Source organism: Sphingobium sp. HDIP04 (assembly GCF_000445085.1).
Classification (GTDB): domain Bacteria; phylum Pseudomonadota; class Alphaproteobacteria; order Sphingomonadales; family Sphingomonadaceae; genus Sphingobium; species Sphingobium indicum.
In genome coordinates this window covers 1-25,245 of sequence record NZ_ATDO01000137.1, presented here as the reverse complement: position 1 = coordinate 25,245, position 25,245 = coordinate 1, and the positions used below count along the sequence as shown (strand labels likewise).

General features: G+C 65.5%; 23 protein-coding genes and 1 pseudogene. 14 read left to right on the top strand and 10 right to left on the bottom strand.

Translation table 11 applies throughout. The features are described from left to right. Nucleotides 1–70: 70 nt before the first annotated feature. The 6 genes from aroQ to polA all read left to right on the top strand — a co-directional run bounded on the left by aroQ (nucleotide 71) and on the right by polA (nucleotide 6,468). Nucleotides 71–511, top strand: coding sequence for a type II 3-dehydroquinate dehydratase (gene aroQ, locus L286_RS45380; protein WP_013041390.1), 441 nt, complete (start codon nucleotides 71–73; stop codon nucleotides 509–511). An 84-nt stretch (nucleotides 512–595) separates the two neighbouring features. Beyond that, nucleotides 596–1,081: an acetyl-CoA carboxylase biotin carboxyl carrier protein gene (gene accB, locus L286_RS45375; protein WP_031293596.1), complete on the top strand. Its 486-nt coding sequence runs from the start codon at nucleotides 596–598 to the stop codon at nucleotides 1,079–1,081. 13 nt (nucleotides 1,082–1,094) lie between these two features. Continuing rightward, the gene (accC, locus tag L286_RS45370) at nucleotides 1,095–2,447 is read left to right on the top strand and encodes an acetyl-CoA carboxylase biotin carboxylase subunit (protein WP_020817688.1); all 1,353 of its coding nucleotides are present in this window, start codon (nucleotides 1,095–1,097) and stop codon (nucleotides 2,445–2,447) included. Further along, on the top strand, nucleotides 2,444–2,788 hold the full coding sequence (arsC, locus tag L286_RS45365; RefSeq protein ID WP_007686225.1) for an arsenate reductase (glutaredoxin): 345 nt from the start codon (nucleotides 2,444–2,446) through the stop codon (nucleotides 2,786–2,788). Before accC ends, arsC begins: the two co-directional genes overlap by 4 nt. A gap of 66 nt (nucleotides 2,789–2,854) precedes the next feature. Continuing rightward, on the top strand, nucleotides 2,855–3,160 hold the full coding sequence (locus tag L286_RS45360) for a GIY-YIG nuclease family protein (protein ID WP_020817687.1): 306 nt from the start codon (nucleotides 2,855–2,857) through the stop codon (nucleotides 3,158–3,160). A 521-nt stretch (nucleotides 3,161–3,681) separates the two neighbouring features. Continuing rightward, on the top strand, nucleotides 3,682–6,468 hold the full coding sequence (gene polA / locus L286_RS45355; RefSeq protein ID WP_020817686.1) for a DNA polymerase I: 2,787 nt from the start codon (nucleotides 3,682–3,684) through the stop codon (nucleotides 6,466–6,468). Between the two features lie 290 nt (nucleotides 6,469–6,758). Here polA and L286_RS45350 read toward each other — a convergent pair whose 3' ends face one another. From L286_RS45350 to L286_RS45340, 3 genes are all read right to left on the bottom strand, one after another. Beyond that, nucleotides 6,759–8,210: a mannose-1-phosphate guanylyltransferase/mannose-6-phosphate isomerase gene (locus tag L286_RS45350; RefSeq protein WP_021224002.1), complete on the bottom strand. Its 1,452-nt coding sequence runs from the start codon at nucleotides 8,208–8,210 to the stop codon at nucleotides 6,759–6,761. A gap of 98 nt (nucleotides 8,211–8,308) precedes the next feature. After that, the gene (locus L286_RS45345; protein ID WP_021224001.1) at nucleotides 8,309–8,572 is read right to left on the bottom strand and encodes a TFIIB-type zinc ribbon-containing protein; all 264 of its coding nucleotides are present in this window, start codon (nucleotides 8,570–8,572) and stop codon (nucleotides 8,309–8,311) included. A 5-nt stretch (nucleotides 8,573–8,577) separates the two neighbouring features. Next, complete coding sequence (locus L286_RS45340) at nucleotides 8,578–9,270, bottom strand: Bax inhibitor-1/YccA family protein (protein WP_020817683.1); 693 nt, start codon at nucleotides 9,268–9,270, stop codon at nucleotides 8,578–8,580. A gap of 309 nt (nucleotides 9,271–9,579) precedes the next feature. On the opposite strand from L286_RS45340, the gene cysS reads away from it, so the two are divergent. The 4 genes from cysS to L286_RS45320 all read left to right on the top strand — a co-directional run bounded on the left by cysS (nucleotide 9,580) and on the right by L286_RS45320 (nucleotide 14,186). Next, complete coding sequence (cysS, locus tag L286_RS45335; RefSeq protein ID WP_020817682.1) at nucleotides 9,580–11,109, top strand: cysteine--tRNA ligase; 1,530 nt, start codon at nucleotides 9,580–9,582, stop codon at nucleotides 11,107–11,109. A 365-nt stretch (nucleotides 11,110–11,474) separates the two neighbouring features. Continuing rightward, a complete protein-coding gene (locus L286_RS45330) occupies nucleotides 11,475–11,792 on the top strand; it encodes a Rap1a/Tai family immunity protein (protein ID WP_025160887.1) in 318 nt (105 codons plus the stop codon). A 122-nt stretch (nucleotides 11,793–11,914) separates the two neighbouring features. After that, entirely contained in the window at nucleotides 11,915–13,285 is a 1,371-nt protein-coding gene (locus L286_RS45325; protein WP_020817680.1) for a class II 3-deoxy-7-phosphoheptulonate synthase, read from the top strand. Between the two features lie 151 nt (nucleotides 13,286–13,436). Further along, complete coding sequence (locus tag L286_RS45320) at nucleotides 13,437–14,186, top strand: ParA family protein (protein WP_020817679.1); 750 nt, start codon at nucleotides 13,437–13,439, stop codon at nucleotides 14,184–14,186. A 186-nt stretch (nucleotides 14,187–14,372) separates the two neighbouring features. Here the strand turns inward: L286_RS45320 and L286_RS45315 are convergent, their stop codons facing one another. Together L286_RS45315 and L286_RS45310 are read right to left on the bottom strand one after the other, a co-directional pair. Further along, nucleotides 14,373–16,670 carry a putative bifunctional diguanylate cyclase/phosphodiesterase gene (locus L286_RS45315; protein WP_020817678.1) on the bottom strand — a complete coding sequence of 766 codons (2,298 nt, stop codon included), beginning with the start codon at nucleotides 16,668–16,670 and terminating at the stop codon, nucleotides 14,373–14,375. Between the two features lie 162 nt (nucleotides 16,671–16,832). Beyond that, on the bottom strand, nucleotides 16,833–18,554 hold the full coding sequence (locus tag L286_RS45310) for a fatty acyl-AMP ligase (protein ID WP_051146778.1): 1,722 nt from the start codon (nucleotides 18,552–18,554) through the stop codon (nucleotides 16,833–16,835). A 185-nt stretch (nucleotides 18,555–18,739) separates the two neighbouring features. Here L286_RS45310 and L286_RS45305 point away from each other — a divergent pair, with 185 nt between their 5' ends. The 4 genes and pseudogenes from L286_RS45305 to L286_RS49710 form a co-directional block, all read left to right on the top strand. Beyond that, entirely contained in the window at nucleotides 18,740–19,264 is a 525-nt protein-coding gene (locus tag L286_RS45305) for a regulatory protein RecX (RefSeq protein WP_020817676.1), read from the top strand. Between the two features lie 162 nt (nucleotides 19,265–19,426). Further along, nucleotides 19,427–19,942: a DUF192 domain-containing protein gene (locus L286_RS0125055; protein WP_025160888.1), complete on the top strand. Its 516-nt coding sequence runs from the start codon at nucleotides 19,427–19,429 to the stop codon at nucleotides 19,940–19,942. Nucleotides 19,943–19,991: 49 nt separating this feature from the next. Further along, nucleotides 19,992–20,390, top strand: coding sequence for an NADH:ubiquinone oxidoreductase subunit NDUFA12 (locus L286_RS45300; RefSeq protein ID WP_007688672.1), 399 nt, complete (start codon nucleotides 19,992–19,994; stop codon nucleotides 20,388–20,390). Continuing rightward, a pseudogene (locus L286_RS49710) lies at nucleotides 20,387–20,788 on the top strand (DUF2155 domain-containing protein); the annotation flags it as partial. The gene L286_RS45300 and the pseudogene L286_RS49710, both read left to right, overlap by 4 nt. 35 nt (nucleotides 20,789–20,823) lie before the next feature. Here the strand turns inward: L286_RS49710 and aat are convergent. From aat to L286_RS45270, 5 genes are all read right to left on the bottom strand, one after another. Further along, a complete protein-coding gene (gene aat / locus L286_RS49435; protein WP_021223998.1) occupies nucleotides 20,824–21,588 on the bottom strand; it encodes a leucyl/phenylalanyl-tRNA--protein transferase in 765 nt (254 codons plus the stop codon). A gap of 102 nt (nucleotides 21,589–21,690) precedes the next feature. Then, complete coding sequence (queA, locus tag L286_RS45285; protein ID WP_020817672.1) at nucleotides 21,691–22,725, bottom strand: tRNA preQ1(34) S-adenosylmethionine ribosyltransferase-isomerase QueA; 1,035 nt, start codon at nucleotides 22,723–22,725, stop codon at nucleotides 21,691–21,693. Between the two features lie 278 nt (nucleotides 22,726–23,003). Next, nucleotides 23,004–23,783 (bottom strand): peptidylprolyl isomerase, encoded by a 780-nt coding sequence (locus tag L286_RS45280; protein ID WP_007688681.1) that lies wholly within the window; start codon nucleotides 23,781–23,783, stop codon nucleotides 23,004–23,006. Between the two features lie 95 nt (nucleotides 23,784–23,878). After that, nucleotides 23,879–24,391 (bottom strand): pantetheine-phosphate adenylyltransferase, encoded by a 513-nt coding sequence (gene coaD, locus L286_RS45275; RefSeq protein WP_007688682.1) that lies wholly within the window; start codon nucleotides 24,389–24,391, stop codon nucleotides 23,879–23,881. 4 nt (nucleotides 24,392–24,395) lie between these two features. Further along, nucleotides 24,396–25,245 (bottom strand): polyprenyl synthetase family protein (locus L286_RS45270; RefSeq protein WP_021223997.1); only part of this gene is annotated, 850 nt, incomplete at its 5' end.

The following is a 25,245-nucleotide window of genomic DNA, read 5'->3' as shown; positions in this document are numbered from 1 at the left end:
ACGAAGGGCTAAAGATCACGGCGCATATAGGGGCGGACACGCCCCGGTCGCAACCTAAAGGGGGACTGCCATGGCCGAGGCGCGCAAAATCTATGTGTTGAACGGTCCCAACATCAACATGCTGGGCACGCGCGAGCCGGAAATCTACGGCTATGACACGCTGGACGACATTGCCGAGCGGATGGAGGACGCCGCCAACCGCGCCCATGTGGAGATCGATTTCCGCCAGTCCAACCATGAAGGCCATCTGGTCGACTGGCTGCAGGAGGCGCATGCGGAGGGCGCGCACGCCGTCATCCTCAACGCCGCCGGCCTTACCCACAGCTCCATCGCGCTGCACGACGCGATCAAGGCCATCGCGGTCCCGGTGATAGAGGTCCACCTCTCCAACCCCCACCGGCGCGAGGAATTCCGGCACAAAAGCTATGTCGGCATGGCGGCGAAGGGGACCATCGCGGGCTTCGGCGCCCTGTCCTACATGCTGGCGCTGGAGGCGGCGCTGGAACTGTAGCTCGACGCACATAAGTTGCGCTCTGGCGCAAATGCGCATAGGCGCGGGCATCGGAACACGAAATTCACCGTCCAGGGAATGAAAATGAACGACAAGGCTGAAAAGGGCGCAATGCAGGTGGACGTACAATTGGTGCGCGATCTCGCCGCGCTGCTCGACGACACAAACCTGACGGAAATCGAGGTGGAGGACGGCGACCGGAAGATCCGCGTCGCGCGCAAGGCGGGCGGCGGCGCCGTCGCCTATGCTCCTCCGCCCGTTGCCGCCGCTCCGGTCGCCGCCGCCGCGCCGGCCGCCGCCCCGGCTCCGGCCGAAGCCGCCGCCCCGGCCGTGGCCGCCAACGCCATCCGCTCCCCCATCGTCGGCACCGCCTATCTCGCCGCCGAACCGGGCGCGGCGCCCTATGCCGCCGTCGGTTCGACCGTGAAGGCGGGCGACACCGTGCTGATCGTCGAAGCCATGAAGGTCATGAACGCCATCACCGCGCCCCATGCCGGCACGGTCAAGGCGGTGCTGGTCGATAACGGCCAGCCGGTCGAATATGACCAGCCGCTGATCGTCATCGAATAAGGCCGCGCAACCCATGGCCATCGAAAAGCTGCTGATCGCGAACCGGGGCGAGATCGCGCTCCGCATCCACCGCGCCTGCCATGAAATGGGCATCAAGACCGTGGCGGTCCATTCCACCGCCGACGCCGACGCCATGCATGTGCGCCTGGCCGACGAGGCGATCTGCATCGGGCCTCCCGCGGCCAAGGACAGCTATCTCAACATCGCCGCGATCATCTCCGCCGCCGAAATCTCCGGCGCGGACGCGATCCATCCCGGCTACGGCTTCCTGTCGGAAAACCCCCAGTTCGCGGAGATCGTGGAGGCGCACAACATCGCCTTCGTGGGGCCGAAGCCCGAACATATCCGCATCATGGGCGACAAGGTGGAGGCGAAGCGCACCGCCGGCGCGCTCGGCCTGCCGCTGGTTCCCGGCTCCGACGGCGCGATCTCCGACATCGGGGAAGCCAAGGAAATCGCCGCCAGGATCGGTTATCCCGTCCTCATCAAGGCGGCTTCGGGCGGCGGCGGGCGCGGCATGAAGGTCGTGCCCAGCGAAGACCAGCTCGAAACATCGATGAAGCAGGCGGGCAGCGAGGCGAAGGCCGCCTTCGGCGACGACACCGTCTATATGGAAAAATATCTGGGCAATCCCCGGCATATCGAATTCCAGGTCTTCGGCGACGGCAACGGCAACGCCATTCACCTGGGCGAGCGCGACTGCTCGCTCCAGCGCCGCCACCAGAAGGTGCTGGAGGAAGCCCCCTCCCCTGTCCTCTCCGCCGCCGAGCGCGACCGGATGGGCGAAGTGGTGCGCAAGGCGATGGCCGACATGGGCTATCGCGGCGCGGGCACCATCGAATTCCTGTGGGAAGACGGCGAATTCTACTTCATCGAGATGAACACCCGCCTGCAGGTGGAGCATCCGGTGACGGAGATGATCACCGGCGTCGACCTGGTGCGCGAACAGATCCGCGTGGCGGAGGGCAAGCCGCTCTCGGTCGAGCAGCAAGACCTGCGCTTCACCGGCCATGCCATCGAATGCCGCATCAATGCGGAGGATCCCCGGACCTTCGCGCCATCGCCGGGCACCGTCACCAGCTATCATGTGCCGGGCGGCATGCACGTCCGCGTCGATAGCGGGCTCTATCAGGGCTACCGGGTGCCGCCTTATTATGACAGCATGATCGGCAAGCTGATCGTCTATGGCCGCACCCGCGAGGGCGCGATCATGCGCCTGCGCCGCGCGCTGGAGGAATATGTGATCGAGGGCATGAAGACCACGATCCCGCTGCACCAGAAGCTGCTGACCGACCCCGATTTCCTCAACGGCGACTATACGATCAAGTGGCTGGAGGATTGGTTGGCAAAGGACGAGCAGGCGTGAAGGCGACCATCTGGCACAACCCCCGCTGCTCGAAATCGAGGGCCGCGCTGGCGATCCTTGAAGCCGCGCCGGGGGTTGAGGTGGATGTGGTCGAATATTTGAAGACCCCGCCCAGCCGCGCCGAGATCGAGGCGGTGCTGAAAAAGGCGGGGGTTCGCCCGTCGGAGGCTGTCCGCAGGGGCGAGGGCGTGGTGAAGGAAATCGGCCTCGACCTATCGGACGACAAGGCGGTCCTCGACGCGATGGCGCAGCACCCCATCCTGATCGAACGCGCCATCGTCATCACGAACAAAGGCGCCGTCATCGCCCGCCCCCCGGAACGGGCCAGCGAAGTCCTCTAGCCCCACCCCCACCTCCTTCGTCACCCCGGGCTTGACCCGGGGTCCCGCTTCTTCAATGCACAATGCATGGAGCGAAAAGAAAAAGGCGGCTGGGTCTACATCATGTCCGACCGCTATCGCGGCACGATATATGTAGGCGTCACCTCGAACCTCACCTCCCGCATCCACCAGCATCGCTCCGGCATCGGTTCCGGTTCCGACTTCTGCGCAAGATATGGCCTCAACCGCCTCGTCTGGGCCGAACGCGCCGACGACATCACAAGCTGCATAGAACATGAAAAGCGCCTCAAGCGCTGGCGCCGGGAATGGAAGTTCGACCTGATCGAACGCGCCAATCCCGACTGGCAGGACCTGTTCCACCTGCTCGCCTGAAAGACAGCGGGACCCCGGGTCGAGCCCGGGGTGACGAATAGAGGGATGTCCGCTCCCCACCCTTCTCGCCGCCCGCCGCCATCGTCACCCCGGGCTTGACCCGGGGTCCCGCTGTTTTGATGAATCACATCCGACGGAAAAAAGAGGCCCCAGATCAGCCCTCCAGCCCGCCCAATCGCAAACTTCCGCTCCCCAATCCTGAACGACAAGCCGACAATCACGCGTCACCCAAAAACCACGGGTCACGCAAAAACATCCTATTTCTCCAACACGCCCCAATTCAGCCTGTCCTACACCACCCCAACCAGCCTATCCCGCCCGCCTCTTTGAAATGTCCGATGCATTCCGCTTCACGCCTACGCGCGCCCGGGCACGCGCGCGCATATGCTGTGAACTTCGGGCCGAAAATGGCCGGTTTCCGCCCTTTTTGCCGCCTCATCCCAGCCGCGAGCCGGCAACCCGCTTCCTACACCGACAAGCCCACTGGAGGCCCGCGCCCTAACCCGCTATCCCCTGCGTCCATGGCCCAGAATCATCTCTATCTCGTCGACGGCAGCGGCTATATCTTCCGCGCCTATCACCAGCTTCCGCCGCTCACCAACAGGCATGGGCAGCCGGTCGGCGCGGTCTATGGCTATACCACCATGCTCTGGAAGCTGGCCGACGAACTGGGCAAGGCGGAAGGCCCGACCCATCTCGCCGTGGTGCTGGACAAGGGCAGCCACACCTTCCGCAACGACATGTACGACGCCTACAAGGCGAACCGCCCGCCGCCGCCGGAGGATCTGGTCCCGCAGTTCCCGATGATCCGCGACGCCACCCGCGCCTTCTCCCTCCCCTGCATCGAGGAAGCGGGGTTCGAGGCGGACGACATCATCGCCAGCTATACCAAGGCCGCCGTCGCGCAGGGCTGGCACGTCACCATCGTCAGTTCCGACAAGGATCTGATGCAGCTCATCCAGCCCGGCGTCGACATGTACGACACGATGAAGAATGAGCGGCGCGGCGCCGACTATGTGATGACCAAGTTCGGCGTCCGGCCCGAACAATTGGGCGACGTGCTGGCGCTGATGGGCGACAGCGTCGACAATGTCCCCGGCGTCCCCGGCATCGGTCCCAAGACCGCCGCCAAGCTGATCACCGAATATGGCGGGCTGGAAGCGGCGCTGGAAGCCGCGCCGCGCATGAAGAAGTCGAAGATGCAGGAAAACCTGATCGAGCATGCCGACATGGCCCGCCTGTCGCGCAGGCTGGTGGCGCTGCATGACGGCATGGACCTGCCCGAACCGCTGGACGACCTGACCCTGAAGGGCATTCCGCTGGAGCCGTTGCAGGCCTTCCTCGAACATCATGGGTTCAAGTCGCTGCTCGCCCGCGCCGGCGCGCCCGCCGCCGCCGTGGCGGTCGCGACCGCGGCGGCCGCCGTCACCGAAGCCACCGCTCCCGCCGCCCCGGTGCTGGAGGAAGAACCGCCGATCGACCGCAGCCTCTACGAAACCGTGGTGACGGAGGAGGCGCTGGACCGCTGGATCGCCGCCGCCCATGCCGAAGGGCTGGTCGCCGTCGATACGGAGACGGACATGCTGGACTGCGTGTCCTGCGCGCTGGTCGGGGTGAGCCTGGCCGTCGGTCCCAACGCCGCCTGCTACATACCCGTCGGCCATGGCGGGAAGGACATGTTCGCGGAGAAGCCCGACCAGCTTCCCCTCCCGCTGGTCCTCGCGAAACTCAAGCCGCTGCTGGAGGACGACAGCGTCCTCAAGATCGGCCAGAATTTGAAATATGACATCACGGTCCTGCGCCGCCATGGGATCGAGATCGCCCCCTATGACGACACCATCGTCATGAGCTTCGACCTCGACGCCGGGCAGAGCCTGGCGGGCCACGGCATGGACGAGGCGGCCAGAGTCCACCTCAACCATGTCTGCATCAGCTTCAAGGATGTCTGCGGCACCGGCAGGAGCCAGATCAGCTTCGCCGAAGTCCCGCTCGACAAGGCGACCGAATATGCCGCCGAGGATGCGGACGTCACGCTGCGCCTGTGGAGGCTGTTCAAGAGCCGCATCGCCAATGAGGGAGCGACCCGCGTCTACGAACTGGTCGACCGGCCGCTCGTCGGCGTGATCGCGAAGATGGAGCATGAGGGCATCAAGGTCGACCGCGAGGCGCTCTCCCGCCTCTCCGCCGAGTTCACCGCCGGAATCGCCGCGCTGGAGGGGGAAATCCACGCGCTGGCGGGCCAGCCCTTCGCCATTGGATCGACCCAGCAACTGGGCGCGATCCTGTTCGACAAAATGGGTTACAAGGGCGGCAGGAAGGGCAAGTCCGGCGCCTATTCGACCGACGTCACCATATTGGAGCAATTGAAGGCCCAGGGCGCGGAGATCGCGGGCAAGGTGCTGGACTGGCGGCAGCTTTCCAAGCTCAAGTCGACCTATACCGACGCGCTTCAGGCCCAGATCAACAAGGATAGCGGCCGGGTCCATACCAGCTACAGCCTGTCCGGCGCGCAGACCGGCCGCCTGTCGTCGACCGATCCCAATCTCCAGAACATTCCGATCCGCACCGAAGTGGGCCGCCAGATCCGCCACGCCTTCGTCGCGGAGCCGGGCAATGTCATATTGGCGGCGGACTATAGCCAGATCGAACTGCGCCTGGCCGCGCACATGGCGGATGTGCCCGCGCTGAAGGAGGCGTTCGCCAATGGCGAGGACATTCACGCCGCCACCGCCCAGCAATTGTTCGGGGAGGTCAACCGCGACACGCGGGGCCGGGCCAAGACGATCAACTTCGCGATCCTCTACGGCATCAGCCGCTGGGGCCTGGCCGGGCGGCTGGAGATCAGCGCCGACGAAGCGCAGGATATGATCAGCCGCTATTATGAGCGTTTCCCCGGCATCAGCCTCTACATCACCGACACCATCGAAAAGGCGCGTTCAAGGGGCTATACGGAGACGCTGTTCGGGCGGAAGACATGGTTCCCGCGCATCAAGGCGCCGGTCCAGCACGAACGCCAGGGCGCCGAGCGCGCCGCGATCAACGCCCCGATCCAGGGCACCAGCGCCGACATCATCAAGCGCGCCATGGCCCGCATGGGACCGGCGCTGGCGGCCGAAGGGCTGCACCAGGTCAAGATGCTGCTGCAGGTGCATGACGAACTGGTCTTCGAACTGCCGGAGGGCGATGTGGAGCATGCCGGCGCGGTGATCCGGCGCGTCATGGAGGGCGCGGCGGAGCCGATCGTGAAGCTGAGCGTGCCGCTGGGGGTGGAGATCGGCCATGGTTCGAGTTGGGGGGCGGCGCATTAGGCAGCGCGGACAAATTCAAGAGATCCGCCGGACCGAACGATTTTGGGTGGGAAGCGGACCTATCCTATTCCTCCCCATCGAGAGATGGGGAGGGGGACCATGCGAAGCATGGTGGAGGGGAAGATACGCAGGTCACGCCATTTCCCCTCCACCATTCGCTTCGCGAACGGTCCCCCTCCCCACGCTGCGCGTAGGGAGGAATTGATGTCCGGAAATGGCCATCCCGACGTTCCTAATTTGTCCGCACTGCCTAGGGCCGATGGACATTCAGTTATAAAATCTCTCTCCCCTCAACCCCGCGCGTAGCGATCCTCGTACCGGACGATATCGTCCTCGCCCAGATATGTCCCGGTCTGGACTTCGATGAACACCACCGGGATCTTCCCCGGATTCTCCACCCGATGCTTCGCCCCGGCAGGCACGTAAAGCGACTGGTTCTCCGTCAGCAACGTCACTTCGTCCCCCACCGTGACCTTGGCCGTGCCCTCGACGACGATCCAATGCTCCGACCGATGGAAATGGCTTTGCAGGCTCAAGGATTGCCCCGGCTGCACCACGATCCGCTTTACCTGGAACCGCTCACCGGCAAGCAAGCCTTCCACCCAGCCCCAGGGCCGGTGATCCTTGGGGAAGCTCTCCGCCTGCACCGCGCCCTTTTCCTTGAGCGCCTCGACCGCCAGCTTCACGTCCTGCGCCCGCGACTTGTCCGCGATCAGCACCGCATCGTTCATCGCCACCGCGATGATGTTGCTGAGGCCGATGCCGACCAGTTCCATCCCGTCGCTGTCGGAGCGCAGCAGCGTATCGCTGCAATCGATGGCCGTCGCCCCGCCGCCCACCGTCACGCCCGCCGCGTCCGGCCCGGCATGGCTCCACACCGCGTCCCAGCCGCCAAGGTCAGACCAGCCGGAATCATAGGGGACGACCGACAGATTGCCCGCCCGTTCCATGATCGCATAGTCGATGGAGATGTCGGGCGCGGCGTCCCAGGCCTCCGCCGACAGCCGCAGGAAGCCCAGATCGCCCTCGGCGGCATCCACGGCAGGCCGCACCGCCGCCAGCACGTCGGGCGCAAGCGCCTCGAAGGCGGCGATCAGATCCTTCGCCGCGAACAGGAAAATCCCCGCATTCCAGAGGTGATCGCCGCTCGCCAGCATCTCCTGCGCCCGCGCCGCATTCGGCTTCTCCACGAAACGGGCCAGCTTGATCGGCTGTCCCGACCCATCCGGCCGGGCGACGACCTGCAGATAGCCATAGCCCGTCTCCGGCCGCGTCGGCTGGATGCCGAAGGTCACCAGATCGCCCGAGCGCGCCGCCGCCAGACCCTGGCTCACCGCCGCGCGAAAGGCCTCCGCATCGGGCACCACATGATCGGAGGGCGCGACCAGCATCACCGCTTCCGGATCGCCCGCCGCCAGATGCAGCGCCGCCGCCAATATGGCGGGCGCGGTGTTGCGCACCGAAGGCTCGATGATGATCGCTCGCGGGTCGGTGTCTTCCTGCGCCAATTGTTCAGCAACGATGAAGCGGAAGGTCGCGTTGGTCAGCACGACCGGCCGGGCGAAGGCGAAACCCTTTCCCTCGCCCGACAAGCGCGCCACGACGGAGCGGAACAGCGTCTGCTCGCCCAGCAGCGGCACGAACTGCTTGGGATAGGATTTGCGCGACAGCGGCCACAACCGCGTCCCCGATCCTCCGGCCAATATCACCGGGGTAACAACCGCAAGATTCTTGTCCGACATGCAACTCTCTCAGAAATCCGAGATTCTTATAGCCGTTCCGGAAATCTAAGCCAGAATTGGTCGACAAAAAAAGCGGCCCGCAATCGGGCCGCTTTCCGTCAGTCGAACAGTTCTTCCAAAAAGCTCTTTTTTCGCTTCTGCCGATAATATCGCCCGTCGTCGCGGTCCGGGCGATAGCTTGGCTGGGGAGGCGGAACGCCGCCCGCCGACCGTTCGATGATCTTGTCCAGCTCGCCCCGGTCCAGCCAGACGCCCCGGCATTGCGGGCAATAGTCGATCTCCACCCCCTGCCGGTCCGTCATGGAGAGGCCCACATGACAGACCGGGCAGAGCATGGCCGACACAGCGGCCTGATCGCGCACCGGGATTACTCCCGCTCGCCGGTCAGGCTGAGCAGCATCTGGAACAGGTTGACGAAGTTCAGGTACAGGGACAGCGCGCCCATAACCTGCATCTTCTGCGCGACTTCATGGCCGGCATAGGCGAAATATTCCGACTTGATGCGCTGCACGTCCCAGGCGGTAAGGCCGGTGAAGACCACCACGCCGATGATCGAGATCACCATCTGCATGGCGGACGAGCCGATGAAGATGTTGATCAGGCTGGCGACCAGGATGCCGATCAGGCCCATGATCAGGAACGACCCGAATTTCGACAGGTCGCGCCCGGTGGTATAGCCCCACAGCGCCATCGCCAGGAACATCACGGCGGCGGAGAAGAAGGCCTGGGCGATCGACCCGCCGGTGAAGACGAGGAAGATGCTGGCCAGCGACACGCCCATCACCGCCGAAAAGGCGTAGAAGGCCATGCGCGCGCCCGCCGTCGTCATCCTTTCGATGCGGAAGCTGAAGAAGAAGACGAAGGCCAGGGGCGCGAAGATCGCCACCCACTTCAGCGGCGTGCCGAAGATCGCGGCGGCCAGAACCGGCGTATTGCCGATGAAGGCGGCGACCAGCCCGGTGATGACCAGGCCGATGCCCATATTGCGGAAAACGCCCAGCATGTGCGCGCGCAGCCCGGCATCGGTCTGCGCCGTCTGGCTCGCACCATAGCCCGGCATACGAACGGGATTGTTCACGGCGTTATAACTCCATCCAAAACAAGCAAGTTACGGATCGAGTGGCCCGGCGCGGTCTTCGTGAGGTCAAAGGGGGACGAACGCTCACGAACCTGCACCGAGCACACTCGATGCGGTCCGACATCGCGGCTGGAGCATGTCGCATGCATTCAACCGCCAGAGGGGCCCGGCCCGCACAGGCAATATTGGTGGACCAACGCGCCAATGCAAGGGATGGGGCCATTAGCAACAATTTGTTACAAATATCGAGGGCTGTTGACGCCCCGGCCGAACCGCCGCATGGCTGCGCCCATGAGCGACCAGTTCACCCCCGCGCAGCAGCATGCCGACGCGCCCCTGCGGCTGTTCAACAGCCTGACGCGCGCGGTCGAGCCCTTCGCGCCGATCCAGCCGAACCATGCCCGCGTCTATAGCTGCGGGCCCACCGTCTATAATTACGCCCATCTCGGCAATCTGCGCGCCTATGTCTTCACCGACACGCTGCGCCGCACCTTGCTGTGGAAGGGGCTGGACGTCACCCACATCATCAACATCACCGATGTCGGCCACCTGACCAGCGACGCCGACGCCGGGGACGACAAGATGGAGGCCGCCGCCCGCGCCCAGGCGAAGAGCATCTGGGACATAGCAGCCCATTATACCGACGCCTTCAAGCGCAACATCGCCGACCTCAACATCATCCCGCCCAGCGAATGGACGGTCGCCACCGACTATGTGCCGCAGATGATCGCCTTTGCGGAGAAGATCGCGCCCGCCCATTGCTACGAACTGGAAAGCGGCCTTTATTTCGACAGCAGCAGCGTGCCTGATTATGGCGCGCTTGCGGGGGGCCGCGACGACGCCGCCCATGCGCGCATCGATCCGGTCGCGGGCAAGCGCAACCCCAGCGATTTCGCGATATGGCGCAAGTCCCCGCCGGGCGAGCAGCGGCAGATGGAGTGGGACTCCCCCTGGGGCAAGGGCGCGCCGGGCTGGCATCTGGAATGTTCGGTGATGAGCGAGGCGCGGCTGGGCCATCCGTTCGACATCCACACCGGCGGCATCGACCATCGCGAAATCCACCATCCCAATGAGATCGCGCAGAACCAGGCATTTCATGGCTGCTGCGGCGAAGCGGACGCGGCGACGGCAGGCTTTACCGGCGCCCGATGGTGGATGCACAATAATTTCCTCGTCGACCGTCAGGGAAAGATGAGCAAGTCGAAGGGCGGCTTCACCACCCTCTTCTCGCTGATCGACGCGGGCGTGCATCCGCTCGCCTATCGCCTGCTGTGCCTGGGCGCCCATTATCGCAGCGAACTGGAATTCAGCACGGAGAGCGTCAGCGCCGCGCTCACCCGGCTGAAACGCCTGGTCATGGGCGTGGAGAATCTGAAGGCGCGGGCCGAGGGCGTGACATGGCAATCGCCGCGCCTCGACTGGCTGCGCGCCAACCTGCACCCCAAACTCGCGCCCTTGCTCGAACAGTTCGACGCGGCGATCAGCGATGACCTGATGACGCCCCGCGCGCTTCCCCTGCTGGAAGAAACCATCGGCATGAAGAAGGTGCCGGTGGACGAAAAGCTCTGCCTGCTCGCGGCGTTCGATCAGGCGCTGGGCCTCAACCTGCTGACCATCGGCCGCGCAGATCTGCGCATCCAGCCCAGGGACGCGCAGATCGCGCCGGAAGAGATCGAAGCCGAACTCGACCGCCGCCAGGCCGCCCGCGCCGAAAAGGACTTCGCGCTGTCTGACGAGATACGCGACGCCCTGATCGCGCGCGGGGTGGAGGTGATGGACGGCGATCCGCTGCGCTGGGACTGGCGGTTGGCGCTGGCTTGATTTTTACCTGTGTGCGGGTGGTTGGCGGACTTTCCTAATCCTCCCCATCGGGAGATGGGGAGGGGGACCGGCCGAAGGCTGGTGGAGGGAAAGGGGCTCGACCTCCGAATCTTCCCCTCCACCACGCTTCGCGCGGTCCCCCTCCCCACGCTGCGCGTAGGGAGGATTTAATACATTCCGGATTGTCCACGCCGCCTGGGCGATTTCTGGCAGCGGGCCTTATCCTTTCGTCCGCTGGCAAAGCGGCGCCATCTGAGGCAGGATGTGCGCGGGGCAGGTCCGTTCGTTTGGACAGATCACTCCAAAACGGGCAGATTCTGCACATGCTAAGATACGCAACGGCGGCCTTCATCGCGGTCAGTGGAATGGCGGCAATCCCCATTGCTGCACCTGCTCAAAATTACATGTTCGAAACGGGCACGACCCTGCTTGCAAAGTGCCGGAACAAGGCGCCCGAATATGGGCTAGCCTGCACCGCTTACATCGTCGGCGCGGTGGACGGCATCAAGAAGGACGTCTTCATCGGCCGCGCCAAGCCCAATTGCTGGCCCGCGCAACTGAATGCGGAGGAGGTGAAGCGCATCGTCCTCGCCTATCTCACCCGCTATCCCGACCAGCGGCAGGCGCCCGCATCCGTCCTGGTCAGCGTGGCGCTGAACGAACAATATCCCTGCGAAAAATGACGCGGGCCGTCCTGGCCGCGCAACCATCGAAACCCGCGAGCGCCCCTGCCGCTATAAACTTGCGTTAGCCACTGGTTGCGCGTAGGTGCGGCCCCTATTTTATGATCTTTGGGAGACTCAAAGTGGCGGCGAAGTGGACGCCGGAAAGCTGGCGGGAGCATAAGGGCATTCAGATGCCCGTCTATCGGGATGCCCAGGCGCTCGGCGCCGTGGAGGCGCAGCTCAGCCAGTTTCCCCCGCTCGTCTTTGCCGGCGAGGCGCGCAGCCTGAAGGGCGAACTGGCCAAAGTCGTGGCCGGGGAGTCCTTCCTGCTGCAGGGCGGCGACTGCGCCGAAAGCTTCGCGGAGTTCCACCCGAACAATATCCGCGACACGTTCCGCGTGCTGCTGCAGATGGCGGTGGTGCTGACCTTCGCGTCGAAGCTGCCGATCGTGAAGGTCGGCCGCATGGCGGGCCAGTTCGCCAAGCCCCGTTCCGCCGACACGGAAACCATCGGCGGCGTGGAACTGCCCAGCTATCGCGGCGACAATGTCAACGACATCGCCTTCACGGCGGAGGCCCGCGAACCCGACGCAAGCCGCATGATCCGCGCCTATAACCAGTCGGCGGCGACGCTGAACCTGGTGCGCGCCTTTTCGACCGGCGGCTATGCCAGCCTGGACCGGGTGCATGGCTGGATGCTGGATTTCATGGGCCGCAGCCCCTGGGCGGCGAAGTTCGAGGCGATGGCCGACCAGATCGGCCAGGCGCTCGACTTCATGCGCGCCTGCGGCCTGTCGCCGGAAACCGTGCCGCAGCTTGGCGGCACCAGCTTCTACACCAGCCATGAGGCGCTGCTGCTGCCCTATGAGCAGGCGCTGACCCGGCAGGATTCGCTGACCGGCGACTGGTACGACACGTCCGCCCATATGCTGTGGATCGGCGACCGCACCCGGTTCGAAGGGTCGGCCCATGTCGAATATCTGCGCGGCATCGGCAATCCGATCGGCATGAAATGCGGCCCCTCGCTGGAGCCGGACGCGCTGATCCGCCTGCTCGACATATTGAACCCCTCGCGGGAGGCCGGGCGCATCACGCTCATCACCCGCTACGGCCATGACAAGATCGAGGCGGGCTTGCCCAAGCTGGTCCGCGCCGTCATGCGCGAAGGCCATCCGGTGGTCTGGTCCTGCGACCCGATGCACGGCAACGTCATCAAGGCGGCGAACGGCTACAAGACCCGTCCGTTCGACCGCATCCTGGCCGAGGTGCGCGGCTTCTTCGCCGTGCATCGGGCGGAGGGCAGCTTCGGCGGCGGCATCCATGCCGAAATGACCGGGCAGAATGTGACGGAATGCACCGGCGGCGCGGTGGCAATCACCGACGAAGGGCTGGCCGACCGCTACCACACCCATTGCGACCCGCGCCTCAACGCGGCGCAGAGCCTGGAACTGGCTTTCCTGCTCGCGGAAATGCTGAACGAGGAGTTGAAGGAACGCCGGGCGGCCGCCTGACGCCGTTCGAACGGATTGGAAGCCCGTCTCCAGCCAGGCTGGGGGCGGGCTTTTTCGCACACGCGGCGCGATCCGCACCCCCTGTCACAGGAGCGTAACAATGCTGTGATTCAGCTCTTGCTTTGGCGGTGCAGCAATATAGCCTCCGCCTATGGCAAAGGAACCGGCATTGGCGACCATCGCCGTCTACAGCCTTAAAGGCGGGGTTGGCAAGACGACCTTCGCGATCAACCTCGCCTGGGCGTCCGCCAGCATATCGAAACGCCGGACGCTGCTGTGGGATCTCGATCCGCAGGCGGCGGCAAGCTGGCTGATCTCTACCGACAGCGAGAGCAGGGACGCAGCGCAGGCGATCTTCAGCAAGGATGTGGAGGTCCGCAAGCTGATCCAGCCCTCCACCGTGCCGGGCCTGGACCTGATCGCCGCCGACACCTCGCTGCGCAGCCTGGACCATCTGTTCCGCGAGATGGACAAGAAGAAGCGCCTCGCGAGGCTGATCGAGAGCCTGGGCAAGGATTATGACCGCATCATCCTGGATTGTCCGCCCGGCCTGACCGAGACCAGCGAGCAGGTGCTGCGCGCCGCGGACATGATCGTGATTCCCGTCATCCCATCCCCCCTCGCCCAGCGGGCCATGGGGGAGGTCGCCCGCTATCTGGTGCAGCGCGGCGGCAGCCATCCGCCGATCATGCCGGTCTATTCCATGGTCGACCGCCGCCGCGCCCTGCACCGCGCCGCGCTGGACGCGCAGCCCGGCTGGCCGGCCATCCCCATGGCCAGCGCGGTCGAGCAAATGGCTGTCCGCCGCAAGCCGCTGGGCGCGTTCGCGGCCTCTTCTCCATCGGCGCAGGCTTTTACCGGGCTTTGGACGACGATCGAACGACAGGTTCAGAAGCGGTAGGTGGCCGCGAGTCCGGCTGGAATCGACCGATTGCCGCCATCGGCGCAGCTTGCTCCTGCGCAGGCGTTCGAATGAGCCCGGTTCAGGCGGTGCGATGAGAGGTCGAGAGCGGGACTGGGCTCCTGCCTGCGCAGGAGCACGGCGCGCTTCACGAAGGGTCGAAAGTCGGCCTGGCTATTCGCGTATCTAAGCCCGTGCCCGCGCCTGATGCGCCGGAAAGAGCGCCGCCGCATCGGCCGCCGGCATGGGCCGTCCGAAATAGAAGCCCTGGACCTTGCGGCAGCCCAGGCCCCGGACCATCGCCAGTTCCGCCTCCGTTTCGACACCCTCCGCCGTGGTCGCCATGCCCAGGCTGTCGGCCAGCGTGACCACCGCGCGGATGATCGCCAGGCTCTCCGCCTTGTTGTTCGACGCGCCCACGACGAAGCTGCGGTCGATCTTGATCGTGTCGAAACGCGTTCGGCTGAGATAGCCGAGCGAGGAATAGCCCGTGCCGAAATCGTCGAGCGACAGCCGAACGCCCAGGCCGCGCAACTGGTCGAGTATCTTGAGCGCCCCGGTATCGGCGTTGACGAACACGCTTTCGGTGACTTCCAGTTCCAGCCGCCGCGCCTCCAGCCCGCTTTGCGCGAGAGCGGATACGACCGCGCCGACGAAGCTCGGATGAGCAAGCTGCTCGGCCGAGACATTGACCGCGATCCGCACGTCCTCCGGCCAGCATGCCGCTTCCTTGCAGGCGGTGCGCAGCACCCATTCCCCGATCGGCCCGATCAGCCGGGCCTCTTCCGCGACCGGAATGAATTTGGCCGGCGAGATCGGCCCCATGTCCGGGTGGGTCCAGCGCACCAGCGCTTCGAACCCGACGACGGCGCCGGCCTGCGCCTCCACCACCGGCTGGAACAGCACGTGCAACTGCTTCTTCTCCAGCGCGTCGCGCAGCGCCAGTTCCAGTTGGCGCCGCTCCTCCGCCTGGACATGCAGTTGCGGTTCATAGGCGCAATGCACGCCGCCGCCGTCGCCTTTCGCGCGATAGAGGGCAAGGTCGGCGCTCCTTATCAGCGCCTCCGATTCGCGGCCGTCCTGCGGCGACACCGCCGATCCCACCGATGCGCCGACATAGAGCGTATGTTCTTCCACCTGATAGGGGGCGGAAAGGCCGTTGATGATCCTGGCCGCCAGCTTGTCGACGCCGTGGGTCTCGCCCAATTGCGGGATGACGACGGCAAATTCGTCTCCGCCGATGCGCCCGCAAAATTCGGCGCCGGAACAGATGTGCCGCAACCGCCGCGCCACCTGGGTTAGCAGCTTGTCGCCGATCTGGTGCCCCAGCGTGTCGTTCACCGCCTTGAACCGATCGAGGTCGATCATCAGGAAGGCGCAGCCGCCCGCCCGCGCCGCGCCCGCCATCCCGCCGCCCATCGCCTGATCCAGCACGTCGCGCAGATGGGTGCGGTTGGGCAGACCGGTCAACGGGTCGAACCGCGCAAGCTGGGCGATCCGCTCCGCCGATTCCCGCTGCTCGGTAATATCGGAACCGACGCCGCGAAAGCCGAGAAAGGCGCCGCCGTCATCATAGCGGGGCGATGCCGACAGTTCCCACCAGCGCACTTTTCCATCCAGTTCGACGGGCAGGACGATGTTGCTGAAACTCTCCCGCCGCTTCAGATGATCCGCCAGTTCATGCAGTTCGGTCGGAAACAGTCCGCTTTCCCAGGCGTTTCCAGCCAGCAGTTCGACCAGCAGCACGCCTTCCGCCTCGGCCGGCGCGCGGCCCAGCATTTCCGCCAGGCGCGGCGACACGCCGCTCAACCGCCGCGCAGGATCGGTCTGCCACAGCCAGTCCGACGCGCCATGCTCATATTCGCGCAGCAGCAGGCTGACGACCTCGCTTTTCTCCTCCAGTTGCACGCTGGCGCTGTGCTGCCGGGCGAAGGTCCGCGCATAGAGGAAGCAGCCGACCAGCAGCGACAGCGCATAGCTGGTGGCCAGGGCGAGCAGCGGCGCCTGGTCGCGCGGATCGAACAGGGCGCCAAGCCCGACGATACAGGGCAGCAGGAAGCCGGTCGCCGCCAGCGGAGTGGGGGCATAGCTGATCGCGCCGCAGACCATGATGCAACTGATCAGCGTCCAATGCGCCACCGACTGCGCCGCGCCATGCCCCGCGGAAAGCGACATCATGCACGCTGCCCAGATGAGGCCGTGGAGCAGGCCGGTAAAGCCATGGACGCGAAGATCGGCGGCGCTGACCGCCGCGCCGTTCCGCCTGCGGCGCAAGATGCCGCCGACGGCCATGGAGAGAAGCAGCGCGGCGCTCCACAGCATCAGTCCCGGCGCAGAGCCGTAGTGACCGAAGACCTGCCAGAGGAACAGCAGGCCAAAGAGGTTCATCGCCTGCCGCAGCAGCGCGACATGATCGGCCGAGCGCAATTGGGCGGCCAGCACCCGTTCGGCCGCGTCGCCCGGCACGACGGCAAGGCCCATCATCGCCGGAAGCGATATTCGCTCCCGAGAAGCCGGTTCAGAAGATGGCCCGTGCCCGCGTTTCACCCGCCCGGATTAACAGGAAGCGGTTATCAATCCGTAACGGCGGAATGAAAGCAGGTAAAAAAGCGCGGCGCCGGGGAGGGCAATGCGCTACGCCGGGGTTCAGGCGGCGATGTCGTAGGGACGGATTTCGCCGGTCAGATAGAGGTTGCGCGCCTTGGAGCGGCTCAATTTGCCCGAACTGGTGCGCGGCAGGGTGCGCGGCGGCACCAGTTCGACGACGCAGTTCATGCCGGTGATCGCCCGCACCCTCTCCCGGATCTGGTCGCGCAGCCGGGTGCGCTCGTCATTGTCGGAGGTGCGGCAATGCACCAGCACGGCGGGCGCTTCCTCGCCGCCCGGCGTGGTGATGGCGAAGGCGGCGATGTCGCCCTGCTTGAAGCCGGGCAACTGCTCCACCGCCCATTCGATGTCCTGCGGCCAGTGATTCTTGCCGTTGATGATGATCATGTCCTTGGCGCGGCCGACGATGTAGAGATAGCCGTCGCTGAGATAGCCCATGTCGCCCGTGTCCAGCCAGCCGTCGACCATGCAGGCGTCGGTCGCCTCCTGATCGCGGAAATAGCCGACCATCAGCGACGGTCCGGTGGTCCACACCTTGCCGATCTGGCGCTCGTTCAGCTTCGCGCCGTCCTCGTCGCGGATTTCCACGATCATGTCGCGGGCGGGCTTGCCGCAATTGACGATGGAGCGGAAACGCTGCGGCCGCCCCTCGGTCGCGTCGCCGCCGGACAGGTCGGTTTCCTCGACCAGTTCGACGATGATGCCCTCGCCCGGCGGCATGATGGTGACGGCCAGCGTCGCTTCGGCCAGGCCATAGCTGGGCAGGAACGCCCTGGGGCTGAACCCGGCGTCGCCGAACGCATCGACGAAGCTCTGCATCACGTCCGGGCGGATCATGTCCGCGCCATTGCCCGCCAGCCGCCAGCGGGACAGGTCGAAACGGTCGGCCGCCTTGGTCTGGCTGGACATGCGGCGGGCGCAGATATCGTAGCCGAAGGTCGGCGAATAGCTGATCGACGTGCCTTCGTTCCGGCTGATCAGGTCCAGCCACGCCAGCGGACGGCGGGCGAAATCCTCGGTCTTCATATAGTCGGTCGACACCTGGTTGGCGACGACCGACAGGAAGCAGCCGACCAGGCCCATGTCATGATACCAGGGCAGCCAGCTTATGCAGCGGTCGCTGTCCTGCACCTTCATGCCATGGCTGTGCGCGGCCAGGTTGCTGAGCAGCGCATGGTGCGTCACCGCGACGCCATGGGGGAAGCGGGTCGAACCGCTCGAATATTGCAGATAGGCGATTTCGTGCGGCTGCGCCTGCGGCAGGTCGCAGGGCACGGCCTCCCGCGCGATGAAATCCTCGAAAGCGATGCTCTCGACCGCTTTCTGGCGGCCGGATTCCCCCGCCATCTCCTCCAATTCCCTGGGGAAGAGGAACAGCATCGGGTCGCAGCTCGACAATTGGACGTTCAACTGGTCGATATAGCTTTCCTTGCCGCCGAAGCTGGTCGGCAGCGGCAGCGGCACCGGCCAGCCGCCCGCATAGACGATGCCGAAGAACAATTGCGCGAAATCGGCCCCCGTTTCCGCCACCAGCGCCACGCGGTCTTCGGGCTTCACCCCATGGGCGATCAGCCGGTGCGCGCAGGCGATGGCGTCGGCGCGCAATTCCGAAAAGGGATAGGCGCGCGCCAGATTTCCCCGCGCATCGTGGAAGTTGAGGCCGCGCCGTCCGGTCGCGGCATAGTCCAGCGCTTCGCCCAGCGTCTCGAAATCCGAGAAACGGCGGGGCAGATCGTCGGTGGTCGGCGTCGGTGCCATCATGCTTTGCGAACCCATATTGGCGTTACCAATGTCATATTTGTCCTATTCCGGCGCGCCGCTAACAGCTTTCAAGCCGCATTGCACCGGATAGTTGCATTCCAGCCTGAGCTTTTAACCCGGAAGGGGCGGTAAAATTCCGGCCCGACTGTGGCATAATCAAGGCGCTTGCCGCATGAAGCATTGCCATGGCCGATAAACGCCTTCCTCCCCCGCTCGACGAAGAGGCGCTGCGCGAACTGGCGCTGCGCTATGTCGGCCGTTTCGCCACCAGCCGCGCCAAATTGCTCGCTTATCTGAACCGCAAGGTGAAGGAACGCGGCTGGGGCGGCGAAGGCCCAGCCGATCCGCAGGCGCTGGTCGATCGCCTGAGCGAACTGCGCTATGTCGACGATGCCGGCTATGCGGTGATGAAAAGCGGCGCGCTCAGCCGCCGCGGCTATGGCGCCCGCCGGGTCGCGGAAACCCTGCGCGCCGACGGCATAGCGGAGGCCGACCGGGAGGAAGCCCAAGCCCAGACGGAAAGGGACAGCTGGTCCTCCGCCGACCGCTTCGCCCGACGCAAGCGCATCGGCCCCTATGCGCTGGAACGGCCAGACCCGAAGCAGCGCGAGAAATGGATCGCCGCCTTCCTGCGCGCCGGCCATGATTACGCCACCGCCCGCCGCTGGACTGACGCCGCGCCGGGGGAAATGCCGGAAGCGGAGGGATGAAGGGCAGGAGCCGGGCCAAAAGGCGCGGCGTGCTCCTGCGAAGGCAGGAGCCCAGTTCGGAGGTTGCATAAAGACGGTGAGGGCGGACTGGGCTCCTGCCTTCGCAGGAGCACGCTGTTTTACGCGCTGTTTTTAATCGTGAAGCTGCGATAGGCCATAATCATGAAACCCCTCCCCCTCATCCTAGCAACCCTTCTCGCGGCCTGCTCCCCTTCCGCTCCCAAAGCCGAAAACACCACCGACCCCACCGCCACCGCTCAACAAACCACCCTCCCCCTCACCATCCGCACCGCCAAAGCCACCCACCGCTTCACCGTGGAGGTCGCCTTGACCGAAAGGCAGCAGGAGCAGGGCCTGATGTTCCGCAAGTCGCTCGCCCCCGAGGGCGGCATGCTGTTCCCGATGGACCCGCCGCGCACCGCCAGCTTCTGGATGAAGAACACGCTGATCCCGCTCGACATGCTGTTCATCCACACCGACGGCAGCATCGCTTTCCTCAAGGCCAATGCCGCACCCTATTCCCGCGAGCCCGTCTCCGCCGGCATTCCGGTGGCCGCCGTCCTCGAACTGCGCGGCGGCCGGGCGGCGGAACTGGGCATCGGGGAGGGCGACCATGTGCAATGGGGCGACTGCACCGCCTCTGCGCCCGCAAGCCCCCTCAATTTCTGCCCCGGCTGACCAGAACCGCCTTGCCAAGCGCCGGGCGCAACGGCTAAGCGCTTCGCCCATGGGAATCCTTGGCAAGATCTTCACCTGGTGGGATGGCGCGACCATCGGCACCTCGCTCCATACCTCCCGCAAGGGCACGAAGGTGGGCGAGGATCATCAGGGCAATGTCTATTATGAGGGCGGCACCGACCCCAATGGCCTGACCCGCCGCTGGGTCATCTACAATGGCGCCAACGACGCCAGCCGCGTGCCCGCCGAATGGCATGGCTGGCTGCACCATTCGATAGAGGGCGCGCCGGAGAGCTTCCTGCCGCCGCCCCGCATCTGGGAAAAGGACTTCACCCCCAACGCCACCGGCACGGCCCAGGCCTATCGCCCCACGGGCGCGCTGGAAAAGGGTGGCCTGCGCCAGAAGGCGACCGGCGATTATGAGGCGTGGAGCCCCGACGCATCATGACGCGGCGCCCGGCGGGACGTTTCCTGCCGATCCTCGGCTGCGCGCTGGTCCTGGCCGGTTGCGGCGGCGACGACCTGCCGACGCAGAACCAGGGCGGCCCCGTCCGCATAGAGGGGCAGAAGATCCGCAATGGCGATGAATCCCCCCTTACGGGCACGCCGATGAACGAGCGCGTGGCGGTGATCGGCCTGCTCAACAAGCGCAACGGCATCACCACCGACCTGACGATGAAACCCGGCGAAGCGCTGCGCGTGGGCGACGCCATCGTTCGGCTGCAGGCCTGCGAAACCACGGCGCCCTGGGAAAATGTGCAGGAAACCGGCGCCTTCGTGCAACTGGACGTGCGCAGCACCGCCGACAATAAATGGCGGCGCAATTTTTCCGGCTGGCTGTTCCGCGAACGGCCGGACCGCAATGTCGTGCAGCACCCGGTCTATGACGTCTGGGTCAGAAGCTGCACGATGTCCTGGCCCGAAACCGGCCCGGACACGGTGAAGCTGGGCGACAAGGGCGAAGCGTCGGACGGGGCGCGGGCCAATGCGTCCCCGGCGAGCGGAGAGAACGCCAGTTCCGCCCAGACCCCGGAACCGGCCGCCAGCACGCCCCGCCCGGCCCCCAGCGCCACGCCGTCCAACGCGCCCGCCAATGATTGAAGATAGTCGCGCTGGCTGATCTCGATCGCGCCCAATGACCGCAGATGATCGGTCATGAACTGGCAATCGAGCAGGGTGAAGCCGCCGAAACGCATCCGGGCGGTCAGCCAGGCCAGCGCCACCTTCGACGCATCGGTGCGCCGGGACACCATGCTTTCCCCGAAAAAGGCCCGGCCCAGCGCCACGCCGTAGAGGCCGCCGACCAGCTCCTCCCCCTCCCATATTTCGACGGAGTGGGCGAAACCTATTTCATGCAGGTGGCGATAGGCCCGCTCGATCGGATGGTTGATCCAGGTGGAAGGCCGGTCCGGCGCGGCCTCCGCGCACAGGCGGACGATGCCGGCAAAATCGCGATTGGCGGTCACCCGAAACCGCTCCCGCCTTATCGTCTTGGCCAGCGAATGAGAGATGTGGAAGCCATGGAGCGGCATGATTGCCCGCCGCTTCGGCTCGATCCAGTACACCTCGTCCGCCTCGCGGTCGTCGGACATGGGAAACACGCCGATCGCATAAGCCTGCAACAGCACCAACGGGTCAATCGTCATCAAGGAAAGACTTAACGCCAGACCGGGCGGCGCGCCAGTGCGACTTTCATGCCTGAGACCGCCCTGCATGGCGGGAAGCCCTGCCCGCCAGCACGAATCCTTCTAGGGATTCGGCAACAGCAGGCTGGAGTCGCCATAGCTGTAGAAGCGATAGCCGCCATCAATGGCGTGCCGGTAGACCGACTGCATTTTTTCCGTGCCCATCAGGGCGCTTACCAGCATGAACAAGGTCGATTTGGGCAGGTGGAAATTGGTCATCAGCCCGTCGATCGCGCGGAAACGGTAGCCGGGCGTGATGAAGATCCGCGTCTCGTCCTCGAAGGGGCGGATGATGCCGTCTTCCCCCGTCGCGCTTTCCAGCAGGCGCAGGCTGGTGGTGCCGACCGCGATCAGCCGGCCTCCCGCCGCCCGTGCCGCATTGAGGCGGCCTGCCGTCGCCTGGTCGATCCGCCCCCATTCGGCATGCATATGGTGATCGTCCGTATCCTCCGCCTTGACCGGCAGGAAGGTGCCGGCGCCGACGTGCAGGGTCAGCGTTTCCGTTCCGATGCCGGCTTTTTCTATCGCGGTCATCAATTCGGGCGTGAAGTGCAGCGCCGCCGTGGGCGCGGCGACGGCGCCGTCCTCCCGCGCGAACATGGTCTGGTAGTCGCTGCGGTCGCGCTCGTCGGTCGGGCGCTTGCTGGCGATATAGGGGGGCAGCGGCATCCGGCCCGCCCGTTCCAGCAACAGTTCGACCGGCTCCTCGCCCTCGAAGCGGAGCATGACGCCGCCCTCCTCGTCGCGTGGGCCGGCCACGGCGGTGACGCCATTGCCGAAATCGATCCGGTCACCGTCCCGCACCCGCTTGGCGTTGCGGAGGAAGGCCTGCCACTGGCGCAGGCCGAGCCGCTTGTGCAGCGTCGCGCCGATCTTCGCCTGGCCGCGCATGCCTTCCAATTGGGCCGGGATGACTTTGGTGTCGTTGAACACCAGAACGTCGCCGGGGCGCAGCAGGCCGGGCAGGTCGCGCACGATCCGGTCCTGGAACGGCGCGTCGCCCGCCGCCAGCAGAAGCCGGGCCGAATGGCGCGGGGAAGCGGGGCGAAGCGCGATGCTTTCGGGCGGAAGGTCGAAATCGAACAGGTCTACGCGCATGGTCGAATGCTCTAGGGTGTGTGGGGATTCAGTTCAGGGCGCGGCGAAAATAGTGGAATTCGAGAACCTCGAAACGAGGCGCGTGACTCGTTTCGACGGAGCGTACCTCAGTACGTGAGCACAGGAAGCGGAGAAAGCCGCTATTTGCAGCCCGCCATGGGCTGAATCCCCACACACCCTAGAACAGCATATCAAGTTCTCCTGGGAAGACAGGAACTCAGTTCAGACGGCGGGACTGGACTCCTGCCTTCGCAGGAGCACGCATTCACCCGGCCTTACTATTTCTTCTTCAGCGTGGCCGGCTTCCTTGCGGGCACAGGCTGCTTCGCAGGCGGCGGCGCGGCGATCGACGGGGTCGGCTGAGCGGGCGGCGTCGGGAGCGCCGTCACCGGCGGCTTGCCGTCGCTTTCGATCGATGCCTGGAGGATGATCGTCGGATCGGCCGGCGGTTCGCCCTCATGGATCGCGTCGACATATTGCATGCCCTCGATCACGCGGCCGAACACCGTATATTTCTTGTCGAGCTGCATGCGCGGCAGGAAGACGATGAAGAACTGGCTGTTCGCGCTGTCCTCGCTCTGGGCGCGGGCCATGGAGACGGTGCCGCGCAGATGCGGCATCGGATTGAACTCCGCCTTCAGGTCCGGCAGCGTCGAACCGCCGGTTCCGTCGCCCTTGGGATCGCCGCCCTGCGCCATGAAGCCGGGGATGACGCGGTGGAACTTGAGGCCGTTGTAGAAGCCCTGCCGCGTCAGCTCCTTGATCCGCTCGACATGGCCGGGCGCGATGTCGGGGCGCAACTGGATGCGCACGCGGCCCCCGCTCGACAGGTCGAGATCCCAGACATTCTGGGGATCGACCGGCACCGTGGCCGCCGGCAGCCTGGATGCGGGGTCGAGGCCGAGCTGCTTGGCGGTCTGCTCCGCGCGCACGGCCGCCTCCTCCTTCTTCATCTCCTCGGCATTGCGGCCGCCGCCGCCCTGGGCCAGGGCCGCGCCGCTCGATGCATAGAGGGCGAAACCGATCGCCACGGTCTTGAGCGCCGACGTGAACCGCATGAATGCTGCTTTCCTCAAATTTTGCCCAGATGCGAAGTTGCCCCTGATAGCGCCCTCTTCGCGATTGGCAACTGAACGAAGGCTGAGTGGAGCCTTCAGCCCTGCCCTTTCAGGCCGATGGCGGCCACCCGCGCCTCCACCTCCTCGCGCACGGCGGGGCTGACGAATTTGTGGATCGGCCCGCCATAGAGCGCGATTTCCTTGACCAGGCGGGATGCGATGGGCTGCAGCGACACGTCCGCCATCAGGAAGACGGTTTCCACCCGGCCGTTGATCTGCTGGTTCATCCCCGCCATCTGATATTCATATTCGAAGTCCGCGACGGCGCGCAGGCCCCGGATGATGACGCTGGCCCCCTGCGATTCGGCGAAGTCCATCAGCAGCGAGTTGAAGCCGGTGACGACGATTTCCGTGTCGATGCCCGCGCATTCGCGGCGGACCATGTCCAGCCGCTCCTCATCGGAGAACATCGGGGATTTGGAGATGTTGGTGGTGACGCCGATCACCAGCTTGTCGACCAGCTTCGCGCCGCGCCGGATGATGTCCATATGACCCAAGGTGATCGGATCGAATGTGCCGGGATAGACCCCCACCCTCTGCTTGCTCATGCCCCTAGCGATCCCTTTCCACGATATAGTCGGCGATGGCGCGCAGCAGGTCCGCCTCCGGCCCGTGCCCGTGCAGATGCGCCTTGGCCTGTTCCACCAGCAGGCGAGCCTGCTCCCGCGCCCGCTCCACCCCCAGCAGCGAGACGAAGGTTTCCTTGCCCGCCGCCGCGTCCTTGCCCAGCGCCTTGCCGGCGAGAACGGCGTCGCCCTCCACGTCCAGCAGGTCGTCGGCGATCTGGAAGGCAAGGCCGATGTCGCGGGCATAGCCGTGCAGGCGCATCCGCCCCTCCGGCGGGATGCGGGCCATGATCGCCGCCGCATCGACGCAGACGGCGATCAGCGCGCCGGTCTTCAACTGCTGTAGGCGCGTGACGGTGGGCAGGTCGAAGCTGGCCTTCTCCGCCTCCAGGTCCATCATCTGGCCCCCCGCCATGCCGCTGGTGCCGCTGGCGACGGCGAGCGCCTTCACCAGTTCGATCCGGACGAAGGGGTCGGGATGCGTTTCCTCGTCCGCCAATATCTCGAACGCCAGGTCGTGCAGGCAATCGCCCGCCAGGATCGCCGTCGCTTCGTCGAACGCCCTGTGCACGGTCGGCTTGCCCCGGCGCATGTCGTCGTCGTCCATCGCCGGAAGATCGTCATGCACCAGCGAATAGACATGGATGCATTCGACCGCGACGCCGACCCGCAGCGCCGAATCCCGCGAGATGTTGAACAGGTCGCTGGCCGCCTGCACCAGCAGCGGGCGCAGCCGCTTGCCGCCGTCCATGGCGGCATGGCGCATCGCCTCGTAAAGGCGGCGGCGCGGATCGTCGGGCACCGCCAGCAGCCGGTCGAACAGGCGGTCGACATCG

What these genes read in the sequence shown, in the direction of transcription:
- aroQ (WP_013041390.1), top strand. Translation starts at nt 71, where the DNA reads ATGGCCGAGGCGCGCAAAATCTATGTGTTGAACGGTCCCAACATCAAC.
- accB (WP_031293596.1), top strand. Translation starts at nt 596, where the DNA reads ATGAACGACAAGGCTGAAAAGGGCGCAATGCAGGTGGACGTACAATTG.
- accC (WP_020817688.1), top strand. Translation starts at nt 1,095, where the DNA reads ATGGCCATCGAAAAGCTGCTGATCGCGAACCGGGGCGAGATCGCGCTC.
- L286_RS45360 (WP_020817687.1), top strand. Translation starts at nt 2,855, where the DNA reads ATGGAGCGAAAAGAAAAAGGCGGCTGGGTCTACATCATGTCCGACCGC.
- polA (WP_020817686.1), top strand. Translation starts at nt 3,682, where the DNA reads ATGGCCCAGAATCATCTCTATCTCGTCGACGGCAGCGGCTATATCTTC.
- L286_RS45350 (WP_021224002.1), bottom strand. Translation starts at nt 8,210, where the DNA reads ATGTCGGACAAGAATCTTGCGGTTGTTACCCCGGTGATATTGGCCGGA.
- L286_RS45340 (WP_020817683.1), bottom strand. Translation starts at nt 9,270, where the DNA reads ATGCCGGGCTATGGTGCGAGCCAGACGGCGCAGACCGATGCCGGGCTG.
- cysS (WP_020817682.1), top strand. Translation starts at nt 9,580, where the DNA reads ATGAGCGACCAGTTCACCCCCGCGCAGCAGCATGCCGACGCGCCCCTG.
- L286_RS45330 (WP_025160887.1), top strand. Translation starts at nt 11,475, where the DNA reads ATGGCGGCAATCCCCATTGCTGCACCTGCTCAAAATTACATGTTCGAA.
- L286_RS45320 (WP_020817679.1), top strand. Translation starts at nt 13,437, where the DNA reads ATGGCAAAGGAACCGGCATTGGCGACCATCGCCGTCTACAGCCTTAAA.
- L286_RS45315 (WP_020817678.1), bottom strand. Translation starts at nt 16,670, where the DNA reads ATGATGGGCCTTGCCGTCGTGCCGGGCGACGCGGCCGAACGGGTGCTG.
- L286_RS45310 (WP_051146778.1), bottom strand. Translation starts at nt 18,554, where the DNA reads ATGATGGCACCGACGCCGACCACCGACGATCTGCCCCGCCGTTTCTCG.
- L286_RS45305 (WP_020817676.1), top strand. Translation starts at nt 18,740, where the DNA reads ATGGCCGATAAACGCCTTCCTCCCCCGCTCGACGAAGAGGCGCTGCGC.
- L286_RS0125055 (WP_025160888.1), top strand. Translation starts at nt 19,427, where the DNA reads ATGAAACCCCTCCCCCTCATCCTAGCAACCCTTCTCGCGGCCTGCTCC.
- L286_RS45300 (WP_007688672.1), top strand. Translation starts at nt 19,992, where the DNA reads ATGGGAATCCTTGGCAAGATCTTCACCTGGTGGGATGGCGCGACCATC.
- aat (WP_021223998.1), bottom strand. Translation starts at nt 21,588, where the DNA reads ATGACGATTGACCCGTTGGTGCTGTTGCAGGCTTATGCGATCGGCGTG.
- queA (WP_020817672.1), bottom strand. Translation starts at nt 22,725, where the DNA reads ATGCGCGTAGACCTGTTCGATTTCGACCTTCCGCCCGAAAGCATCGCG.
- L286_RS45280 (WP_007688681.1), bottom strand. Translation starts at nt 23,783, where the DNA reads ATGCGGTTCACGTCGGCGCTCAAGACCGTGGCGATCGGTTTCGCCCTC.
- coaD (WP_007688682.1), bottom strand. Translation starts at nt 24,391, where the DNA reads ATGAGCAAGCAGAGGGTGGGGGTCTATCCCGGCACATTCGATCCGATC.